Here is a 10442-nt window from a genome sequence, read left to right on the forward strand (position 1 = left end):
GCAGCGACGGCGGGCACGGATCCAACGTCACATCACCGAGGATGTCGGCCCGGTCCGCGCCGATCCGCCGTGCGAGCCCGCCCAGCAACTCGTCCTCGATGCGGTGGATCTTGCGGGCGGAGTCGGTCGCCCACAGCAGCCGTAGCGAGGGGACGCCTAGCGCGTCCGCGATGACCGGGCCGAGGAATCCCAGCGGCTCGTAGACGACGAAGTCCGGCCGCCAGGAGCGCGAGAACTCCAGGGTGTCGTCGGCCGTCGCCTCCGCGCAGTTGACGGCCATCTGCAGCGAGGTGATCCCTTGGCGTTCGCGGGCGTCCTTCTCGGCAGCGGTCCGGTCGCGGCTCGGCTGCCAGCCGCGGTAGGTCTCGCGGAGCGGTCCGTAGACGTCGACGTCGGCCCCTGCGGGCAGGGCCGGTAGCCCCGCCTGGGTGATGGTGGCCGCGAAGGAGGGCTGGCTGGCCACCATCACGTCGTGGCCGGCGGCCCGCAGTGCCCACCCGAACGGCACCATGGGATAGAAATGGGATCCCCAAGCCCAGGTGATGAACAACGCACGCATCGCTCTGCCCCACTCGCTCGAATAGCGCCGTTTCTTTCCCGGACAACGTGCCGTGGATGGCTCGGGGACGGCTGGTGCATATCTGGGGAACCGGTGTACGAGTGACTTTCCAGCGATGTTCGACAGGTCCGGCTGACGCTCACCGGAAGACATCAGCGGCCGACAGGGCGGCTGACGGGAAGGGAAAGGCGAGCCAGGATGCCTGGGGCGAACCGCGCGATGGTGCGAAAGATCCGGACGGACGAGATCACACCGAACCGCCGCAGGGGCGGCGACCTCAGGGTTGTGCTGAGCCCGAGTCTCACCGGCTCCACGTCGGGGTTCATGGGGTTGGTGAAACTCGAACCGGGTGAATCGGTCTCGGAGCATTACCACCCGTACTCCGAGGAGTTTCTCTACGTGGTCAAGGGCGAGATGGTGGCGACCGTCGACGACAGGGTGATCGAGCTCGGCGCGAATGAGGCGATCATGATTCCGATCGGGATCAGGCATCGCGTCCGCAATGACGGCGACGAGACCGCGGAGGCGGTATTCCACCTCAGCCCGCTGGCGCCGGAGCCGAGGCTGGGGCACGTGGACACCGAGCCGCCCGCCGACGCGAACGAGCCGCAGCCCGCAATCGGCGGTCAGTAACGTCTTCGCGGCCCGTTCGCCTGCCACTGCGTCAGGCGAACGGGCCGCGGGCTTGGACCGACCGGCATGGGGCCCGCGGCGTCACGTGCCGACAGCTGTCTCCCTCCCACTCCTACCCGCCATCGGGGAGGAGCGGCCCTCGGACGCGCGTCCCTCGTCGAGCGCAGCGCCGCTGCACTCTCTTCCCCCAGCCTGGCGGCCTGGGGTCCCCCCGGCCGGAGGCTGGGGGATGAGGTGCCCCCCTCTTCCCCCGCGCTCCCCATGGCCGGTCGGTCTCACTCCGGATCGCGCTCGGTGATCCGCTGGGCCAGGTCAGCGAGCGTTCGTACGGTCGGGTTGTCGTAGAGGTCGGTGACCCGAATACGGGCGCCGAAGGTGTCGGCCAGGATCGCGGCGGACCGGATCGCCATGATCGACGTTCCGCCCATGCTGAAGAAGCTGGTGTCGATCTCGATGTCCGCTGTCCCGAGGACCTGCGACCACACCGTGGCGACCGTGCGTTCCCAGGAGGTCCGCGGCCTCGTACGCTCAGGCGCCTCGGTCATGGCCGACTGCCCTGCGGTCGTCGCCGGTTCCGTCGTCGGTTCCGCAGCTTCCGCCTCCGGCACCGGATCGAACCCGAGCAGCAGGTACCGCTCGTCCACACCGAGCGCGATCTCGAAGAGTTCGAGCGCGTCGTCCCTGGTCATCGTCCGGAATCCGCGGCGGCGGGCCGCCGCGTTCAGCTCTTCGCCCTTCCGGCTCATCCCGAGTCCCGACCAGACACTCCAGGCCAGGCAGTGGACCGGACCGGTCCCCGCTCGCGCCCCGTGCCGCGCGAAGGCGTCGACCCCGGTGCAGGCTGCCGCGTAGGAGCCGAAGGGTGAGGCGCCGAAGAACCCGTTGAGCGACGAGAACAGCACCAGCGCGCACGACGGCCGTCGTGCGGCCAGCCGCGTGGCTGCCCAGGCCGACAGGAACTTCGACCGCAGGACCGTGCGGAAGGTCTCGACCGGCTCGTTCGTCAGGATGTGCTGTTCGGGTGCACGCCAGTTGTCGCCGATGTTCTCCGACGCCAGGTGCAGCACGAGGCCGACCGTCGTGCCCCACCGGGACTCGATGTCCGCGACACCGCGCTCGACGGCCTGCTCATCGCCGGCGTCGCAGCACAGGTAGTGGACCCGGCCCCGCCCGGCCAGTGCGGTGAGCCGTTCCGAGGGCGTCCCGGTACCGCCCACCTGCGCGGGGCTCCGCCCGACGAGCACAAGGTCCATCGCGTACCGATCCTGCAGATGGCGCGCGATCTCATAGCCGACGTCGCCGAGCCCGCCGGTGATCAGCGCGGTCGCGCCGGTACGCAGCGGCGACGCGGCGGCCTGCTCGGACGGGCGGACCGGAACCGTCCGGGCCACGTACCTGGTCCCGTCGCGGTACCCGACGACCGCCTCGCCGTCGGCGGCGTGGGCCTCGGCGCTCAGCGTGGCGAGGATGTCGGCGAGCGTCTCCTCGGTACCGAAATCGACCTGTCGTACGTCGATTCCGGTGCCTTCGCTCCGCGCGGTCCGGACCAGGCCCGAGGCGATCGACGCAAGCGGGTTGGTCGGGTCCTCGGGGCGGATCGCGCACGCATGGTGCGTCACGACGAACAGGCGTCGGAACGGTGCTGGGCTGCGCGTGGCGGACTGGAGCATCGTCAGCAGCGACGCCGGTCCGCCCTGGTCGAAGACCTCCGGTCCCGGTGTCGGCCGCGACTCGAAGTCCGAATCCGGCAGCCAGGCGTAGAGGGCCGCCGACGGACGCAGACCCTGGCGCTCCAGGGCGGCGTAGAGCGCGGCATAGCTCTTGCCGTCGTCCGGATCGACCTCGAACCGCAGCGGTTCCAGTTCACGGAAGGCGCGGCCGCGGGAGACGTGGATCACTCCGGGAGGCGTCGGCTCAGACGTCTGTTCGGCGTCGCGGAAGAGAAGGAACGTCTCCGGCGCCGTGTCGGCCGGTGCCGAAGGCGCCGACTCCTGCCAGGTCGGGGCGAACATCCAGGAGGCGGGGTCCTCGGTGCGCGCGTACTCCGCGGCAAGCCGCTTCCGCTGGATCTTCCCGATCGCGGTCTTGGGAAAGGACTCCGCCGCGACCATCACCACATCGTCGGGTGTGAACCCGAAGTCGCGGCCCACCACCTCGCGGATCCTGCGGGCCACCGGTTCCCGGGAGTGGCCGGAAGCGGTGCGCGGGGCCGCGAAGACGACGATCTTCTGCCGCCCGTGGCGCGTGTCCACACCGCAGACCGCCACAAAGCCCGGCCGGACGTCCGCGATCGTCTCTATCGCCGCTTCGATGTCATGGACGGGGACGTTGACACCGTTGATGACGACGTCGTCGTTGCCTCGGCCGACAATGGTCAGCTCGCCATTGCTGACGAACGCCCGATCGCCGGTGCGGAACCATCCGTCGGCGGTGAAGGCTCGCCGGTTCGCCTCCTCGTTCCCGACGTAGCCGCCGAACAGGGTTTCCCCGGTGATTTCGAGGTCACCGACGTGGTCGTAAGGCAGCACCTGCCCGTCCTTGCCGACGACCCTGACCGTGACACCCGGGATCGGCACGCCGGTGACCGTGAGGGGGATGGATCTCGCCCGGCCCGGGTGGACGAAGGCCAGTTCGCCATCGAGCGAGGCCGGGTCCACATGCAGCATGCCCACGGCCGCATCTGCGGCGTCCAAGCACGAATACACCACGCCGGAACCGGTTTCCGACATTCCCCAGCTCGGGTGCACCGCGTCCGGACGCAGGCCGTGGCACGCGAGGCGGTCGCCGAACTCCTGCGCGGTGGCGCCGACCACCGCCTCGCCGCCGTTGAGCACATGCCGCAACGCCCGCAGGTCCCACACCCGTTCGGTTCCCTGCCGTAGTTCGCCGTTGACCAGGCCGTAGGCGAAGTTGGGCGCCCAGGTCATCGTCACACCGAACTTCGTGAGCAGATCGAGCCAGGCCAACGGGTCCGCGATGATGCGCTGCGTATCGACGTTGATGTACTCGCAGCCCAGGAAGATGGCCTGAACGCACCACATGACCAGGCCGCCCACGTGGTCGAGCGGCATCCAGTTGAGCGCGACCTCGTCGGGCCCGAAGCCGCTGTGCCGGGCGGCGGCCCATGCGCGGTGCGCCAGGGCGCGGTTGGTCAGCGGCACGCACTTGGGGAGGCCCGTGCTTCCGGAGGTCAGCAGATTCACGGCGATGTCATCGGGCCGGGGATCCGCGATGTCGTCGAACGGTTCGCCACCGGTCCGCCCACCGGGCAGGGGACGCAGGTCGAGGTAGCGGGCGCCCGCCACCGGGCGGGTCTGCTCCTCGTCGATCACCACCACCGGCCCGCCGAGCAGCTCACAGACACCTGCCAACCTGCGGTGGTCGGCGTCCATTGAATTCCCGCTCCTCGGCGGCCCGATCGGTGTCGGCACACAGCCTTCGAGCACGCACGCCCAGAACGCGGTGAGGAAGCGCCAGTTGTTGCGCACCGCCAGGACGACCGGTTCGGTGCGGGCGACGCCCGCGGCACGCAGCGCAAGCCGCACCGGACCGGCCGCGGTGATCAACCGGGTGTAGTCCGCAGTGTGTTGGCGGCCGTCGGCGTCGATGGTGATGACGCTCTTGCCGTCGGCCCGGCCGGCCCGCAACAGGGCGGCGCTCAGGGTTCGCGGCCAGTCGGCGGGCGGCACCTCCGCATCGCCTCGCAGGACCGCCCACGATGGTTTGCTTACCACATGACCTCCAGCCTCTTGAGCCCGAAGAGCACGGCTTCGTAGTCGACCGCGTCGTCGGTGATCTGCTGCGCGAGCCGTAGCTCGGGCAGGCGCGCCAGCAAGGTGGTGAAGACGACGGTCATCTCCAGCCGTGCCACACCCGCCCCGATACAGGAGTGGGGACCATGGCCGAAACCCAGGTGCCTGCGGGCATCGCGGCGGATGTCGAAGCTCTCCGGGGCATCGAACGCCCTCGGATCCCGGTTGCCCGCGCCCCCCAGCAGAACCACGCCGTCGCCCGCGCGGATCGTCGTGCCGTGGAGCTCGATGTCCTCGGCCGCGATCCGGACGGCCGCGAGTTCTCCGACGGACAGGAACCTCAGCAACTCCTCGACCGTCTGCAGCATCAGGTCCGGTTCGGCGCGCAGCGCGGCGAGCTGGTGCGGGTGCTGGAGCAGCGTGAGCACTCCGAGGGAGAGCATGTGGGCCGTCGTCTCGTAACCGGCCATCAGGATCACGAACACCGTGGCCAGCATCGACCAGTAGTCGATGTCTCCCGGTTCGACGTACTCCCGGAGCACCCTGCTGATCAGGTCGTCTCCCGGGGCATCGCGCTTGCTGTCGGCGACCGCCCGGACGAAGTCGAACAGTGCCTGGAACGCCTCCTGGTCCCGACGCGTCATCGCATCCACCGCGAGCTGCTCGAACCGGTGCTGCTCGCCCTTGGGCACACCGAGGATGTGCCCGACGGTGAGTGCGGGCACGGGCAGCGCCAGCGAGGTCACCAGGTCCGCCGGCGGCCCCGCCGCGATCAGCCGGTCGAGGCGTTCGTCGACACAGCGCTGGATGAACGGCCGCAGTTCGAGGACCCGCTTCGGAAGGAACTCGGGGAGGAACATGCGGCGCTGGGCCCGGTGCTCCGAGCCGTCCATACCGAGGAACACCGGTGTCGTGCCGAGTTGGGCGGTCTGGGCGTCGAGGAAGGGAAAGCCGGTCCGCGACCGGTCCGCGCTGATCCTCGGATCGGCCAGCAGGGCACGGATGTCGTCATACCTGGAGACCAGCCACAAGGGATCGCCGTTCGCGAGGCGCGCCTGCCCAACCGGGGTGTGCTCGCGCATCTCGGCGTACGCAGGAGGCAGGCCGAACGGGCAGGGACGGCGCATCGGAAACGACGGCAGTGCGCTGTCCGCCCCGGCCGCCGTCACAGTCCACCTGCCGTCCGGCGCGGGACGGTGACCGCGCCTGATAGAACCGCGTCACTGGAGGAAGGGAACAAATCGCACTGCATCGGGCCCTCCGGTCTCCTCTGGCCTGGGCAGTGACCATGGTCGGTGCCCATCGAAAGCCACCCGTGCTCGCGTCGATCCGCCGGTTGACCGCGGGGATATCGGCGCTGGAGCGGTATCCGAGTCGGCCACTGGAGGCTGACGGAACCATGACCGTTCTTCTCAGTGACGACCTGCGTGTGAGCCCCGTCGGCCTCGGGGCGATCATGTCGGTCTACAGTCCGGCTGCCAAGCCCGTCGAGCCCGCCGAGGCACTCGACATCCTGAACTACGCCGTCGACATCGGCGTCACCTTCATCGACACCGCGGATGTGTACGGCCACGGCGCCAACGAGGAACTCGTTGGCAGGCTACTGGCCGACCGCCGTACCGAGGTGACGGTGGCCACGAAGTTCGGCATCACCGGAGACCTGCAGGGCAACCGCCGTGCCCGGGGCGACCGGGCCTACGTGTTGGCATGCGCCGATGCCAGCCTCAAGCGGCTGGGAACCGACGTCATCGACCTGTACTACATGCACCGGCTGGACCCGGAGGTGCCGATCGAGGACACCGTGGGCGCCATGGCGGAACTCGTAGCCGCCGGGAAGGCGCGCCATCTGGGGCTGAGCGAGGTCACGGCGAGCGAACTGCGCCGTGCTCACGCCGTGCACCCGATCGCGGCAGTGCAGTCCGAGTGGAGTGTGTGGAGCCGTGACGTCGAGTCCGGCATCGTCCCGACGGCGGCGGAGCTCGGCGTCGGGTTCGTGCCCTACTCACCGCTGGGCCGGGGGTTTCTCGCAGGCACGGTCAGCCCGGGATCATTGACCGCCGACGATCTCAGGCGGGCGCTGATGCCGCGCTACAGCGAGGACAACCTGTCGGCGAACCTCACCGCGACGGGTGTCATCACCACCGTCGCTGAGGAGACCGGTCTGACCCAGGCGCAGGTCAGCCTGGCCTGGCTGAACGCGAAGGGCCGGGAGTTCGGCCTGCCGGTCGTGCCGATTCCCGGCACCAGGAGGCGGCAGTACATCGCCCAGAACCTCGAGTCGACACAGGTCGTGCTGACGGAGGAGCATGTCGCCGCTCTCGACACCGTGGCCGATGCGGTCGCGGGGGCCCGTTCCCGCGACCCGCACTGGATTTCCTCCGGCCGCGAGTGACCACGCACAGCCGCCAGGACCACGGGAAGGTGGAGGAGTTGATGGGGATGCAGCCGGGTACCTCGACGGCGGCCGTCGGCTCGCCGGGTGACACGGATCGCACGGCGCTGGCACAAGCCTTGGACGAGCTGATCGCGGCCGGAGCCACGGGCGTTCAGCTTCGCGTGTACGACCGACTCGGGGAGTGGACCGCCACCGCCGGAGTCGCCGAACGCGGTTCCCCGGGCCCGGTGCCAGCCGACGGCCTGTTCCGTATGGGCAGTGTCACGAAGACCTTCGTGGCGGCGGTGCTCCTGCTGCTGACAGGCGACGGAGAGGTGCACCTGGACGATCCGGTGGACCGGTACCTGCCGCGGTTCGGCCTGGACGACCGGCTCACCGTGCGCATGCTCCTCATGCATGTCAGCGGTCTGTACAACTACTCCGGGGAGAACCGGCTGGACGGCAGCTCGGGCCCGGGAATCTTCCCGGCCGACGGCGAGGAGTACGTGCGGAACCTCGCAACTCCCTATGAGCCCGACGAACTCGTCCGGTTCGCGCTGGAGAAGCCGGCCCACTTCGCCCCGGGAACGGGCTTCGGATACTCCAACACCAACTACATCCTGGCCGGACTCCTGATCGAGGAGATCACCGGCGCGCCGTACGCGCGGCAGGTGCACGACCGGATCACGGCGCCACTCGGTCTGACCGACACCACTGTGCCGGGACGGCAGACCGACATTCCCGGCCCGCATGCCCACGGCTATCTCGGCTACCGTCACCAGGGCGAGCTGAAGGTCGTCGACGTCACCAGGTCCAACCCGTCGTGGTACTGGGCCGCCGGTGAGATCATCTCCACCACCCGAGATCTCGATGCCTTCCTCGCCGCACTGCTCGACGGCCGACTGCTGCCGCCGCCCCTGCTCGCCGAGATGTTGTCCTTCACTCCACCGCCGCCGCACCCGGGCGTCAGCACCGGCATGTTCCGCCGGGAGTTCGCCCCCGGATGCACCGGGATCGGCCACTTCGGAAGCGTTCCCGGCTACCTCTGCCACGCCTACAGCACGTTCGACTGCACCGCGCGGCTGGTGATGTCGGTGACCAAGGGCGCCGTCGATCGCTTCGATCCGCCCGTCTTCTCGAAGTTCCGGGCGGCGGTGGACCGCGCACTCGCGGTCTGCTTCTCGTCCCTGGTCCGGCGGCCATGACGGCGCCGGCTTCCGTACGGTGGCTCGCCGGTCTGCCCGCGCCGCAGGCACGCTACTGGTTCGCCGAACAGATGAGCCCGGGGTCACCGGACGCGATGGACTCGTTCGTCTTCCGCCTGTCCGGCCCCGTCGATCCCACGGCGCTGCGACGGAGCCTGCGCAACGTCGTGTGCCGGCACAACGCGCTGCGCAGCCTGATACGCCGGGAGAAGTCCCGCGGCCTGCAGGTGACGGTCATCGAGCCGGGGGACACGGGCGAGGTGCTGGAGGTCCGCCACACCGATCCAGGAGCACACGAACCGGTCCTGCGTGAGTTCATCGCGCGTCCGTTCCGGCTGGACCGGGACATACCAGTACGCGCGCTCCTGGTGGTGCCCGGCGACGTACCCGGTCAGGGCCATTTCGTCGTATCCGCCCACCACACCGCGTTCGACGGATGGTCAGCCACCGTGTTCTTCTCCGAACTCAGCGACGCCTACCGTGAGTTGGTGCACGGGAATCCGCCGCCACCGTGCCGGACCAGCGACTACCGGCAGGTCTGGCGTGACCAGAGCGAAGCCGAAACCGAAACCGACCAGCAGGCGCTCATGGAGTGGGCCAGGGAGCTCGTCGGCGTCCCCGATCTTCCACTGCCGCGGGTTTCACCCCCTGCCGCCTCCGGTGCGCTCCGCGAGAAGTCGGTTGCCCTCGGCACGCGGCACATCGGCCTGATCGCGGGCGCCGCCAGGCTCAAGGCGACCACACCGAACGCCATTCTGCTCACCGCCTGGGTGCGGGCCCTGCGCTCTCTCACCGGCGGGACCGACTTCGCGGTGGCGCTACCGGTCAGCGGGCGCACATCACTGGCGAGCACCACCATCATCGGATGCTTCGTCTCGGTGGCCCCACTGAGATTCCGCGGCAGTGACGCCGACGTGGACTCCGATCTCGACCAGACGATCGCCGGGCTGGCCAGAGCCCTGCGGTTCCAGTTCATGCCACTTGAGCAGGTCGTCAGCGAAAGCGGCCCGCGCGACCCTCACCGCACACCCCTGTGCCAGGCGGCCTTCGTGTCACAGGAACAGACCGACCTCACCCTGCGCCTGGCCGATGTCGAGTGCGTGCACATCCCCCGGCTCAAAACGGAGTCGGCCTTCGAACTGACGCTGGAGGTGTGGTTCGGCGGCGAGATCACCGCCCGGATCAGGCACCGCGTCGACGTGCTCGACGACCAGCGGGCCACCCTGCTCGCGGACCTGTGGCGGAGCGAGGTGGAGACGGTTGCCAGATCCGTCATGGAAGATCCGTCACGGTGATCCGTGGCGGCGCACCGAAAGGACGCAGAGCGATGCGCGCGTTGTTCATCACGTGGGCCTGGGGTTCGCACTTCTACCCGATGGTGCCGTTCGGTTGGGCGCTGCGGGCCGCCGGCCACGAGGTGATGGTGGCCAGCCATCCGTCCTTCACGCCCACCATCACCCAGGCGGGGCTGCCGGCCCTGCCCGTCGGCAGCGACATCGACGTCAGGGCCCGCGCTGCCACCGCGTTCGGCACGTGGCGCCCGAAACAGGCACCGACAGCGGCTCGGCGGGCAACGGATCAGTCGACCGAGGATCGGCCGGCGGCGTCCGCACGCAGACGGGGAATGGGGGCGCTGCGGCTGGCCGCGGACAGCGCGGAAGCGATGGCCGACGACACCCTGGAGTTCTCGCGCGCCTGGCGGCCGGACCTCGTCGTCCACGAGCCCATGGCCCTGCTCGGGCCGCTTCTCGCCGGCCATCTGGGAGTTCCCGCGCTGCGGCTGCTGTGGGGAGTCGACTTCGGGCGCTCGATCACGCAGGCGAGGGACGAGTTGCTGGGCGGGCTCGCACGGCGGATCGGCGCGGACCGGGCCGACATCCTCGGTGATGTGACGTTGGATCCGTGCCCGCCGTCGCTGC

The 10442-nt window shown here is 69.6% G+C and carries 6 protein-coding genes and 2 pseudogenes; 5 read left to right on the forward strand and 3 right to left on the reverse strand.

The annotated features are described in order from the left end of the window. Positions 1 to 511: pseudogene (locus tag ACWDAK_RS39470) on the reverse strand (hypothetical protein); the annotation flags it as partial. Positions 512 to 778: 267 nt separating this feature from the next. Here ACWDAK_RS39470 and ACWDAK_RS39475 point away from each other — a divergent pair. Then, positions 779 to 1192: a cupin domain-containing protein gene (locus tag ACWDAK_RS39475; RefSeq protein ID WP_344641441.1), complete on the forward strand. Its 414-nt coding sequence runs from the start codon at positions 779 to 781 to the stop codon at positions 1190 to 1192. 275 nt (positions 1193 to 1467) lie between these two features. On the opposite strand, the gene ACWDAK_RS39480 is transcribed toward ACWDAK_RS39475, so the two are convergent. Beyond that, positions 1468 to 4881 (reverse strand): SDR family NAD(P)-dependent oxidoreductase, encoded by a 3414-nt coding sequence (locus ACWDAK_RS39480; protein ID WP_427396170.1) that lies wholly within the window; start codon positions 4879 to 4881, stop codon positions 1468 to 1470. A gap of 38 nt (positions 4882 to 4919) precedes the next feature. Further along, positions 4920 to 6071, reverse strand: a complete 1152-nt coding sequence (locus ACWDAK_RS39485; RefSeq protein ID WP_449806567.1) for a cytochrome P450 — start codon at positions 6069 to 6071, stop codon at positions 4920 to 4922. Between the two features lie 272 nt (positions 6072 to 6343). Between ACWDAK_RS39485 and ACWDAK_RS39490 the strand changes: the two genes are divergently transcribed. The 4 genes and pseudogenes from ACWDAK_RS39490 to ACWDAK_RS39505 all read left to right on the forward strand — a co-directional run. Continuing rightward, positions 6344 to 7336 carry an aldo/keto reductase gene (locus tag ACWDAK_RS39490; protein ID WP_427396171.1) on the forward strand — a complete coding sequence of 331 codons (993 nt, stop codon included), beginning with the start codon at positions 6344 to 6346 and terminating at the stop codon, positions 7334 to 7336. Next, on the forward strand, positions 7333 to 8523 hold the full coding sequence (locus tag ACWDAK_RS39495) for a serine hydrolase domain-containing protein (RefSeq protein WP_344641437.1): 1191 nt from the start codon (positions 7333 to 7335) through the stop codon (positions 8521 to 8523). The genes ACWDAK_RS39490 and ACWDAK_RS39495 overlap by 4 nt, the downstream gene beginning before the upstream one ends. Beyond that, a complete protein-coding gene (locus ACWDAK_RS39500) occupies positions 8520 to 9818 on the forward strand; it encodes a condensation domain-containing protein (RefSeq protein ID WP_427396172.1) in 1299 nt (432 codons plus the stop codon). Before ACWDAK_RS39495 ends, ACWDAK_RS39500 begins: the two co-directional genes overlap by 4 nt. Then, positions 9815 to 10442, forward strand: a pseudogene (locus ACWDAK_RS39505) (nucleotide disphospho-sugar-binding domain-containing protein); the annotation flags it as partial. The gene ACWDAK_RS39500 and the pseudogene ACWDAK_RS39505, both read left to right, overlap by 4 nt.

Source organism: Kitasatospora sp. NPDC001175 (genome assembly GCF_053598215.1).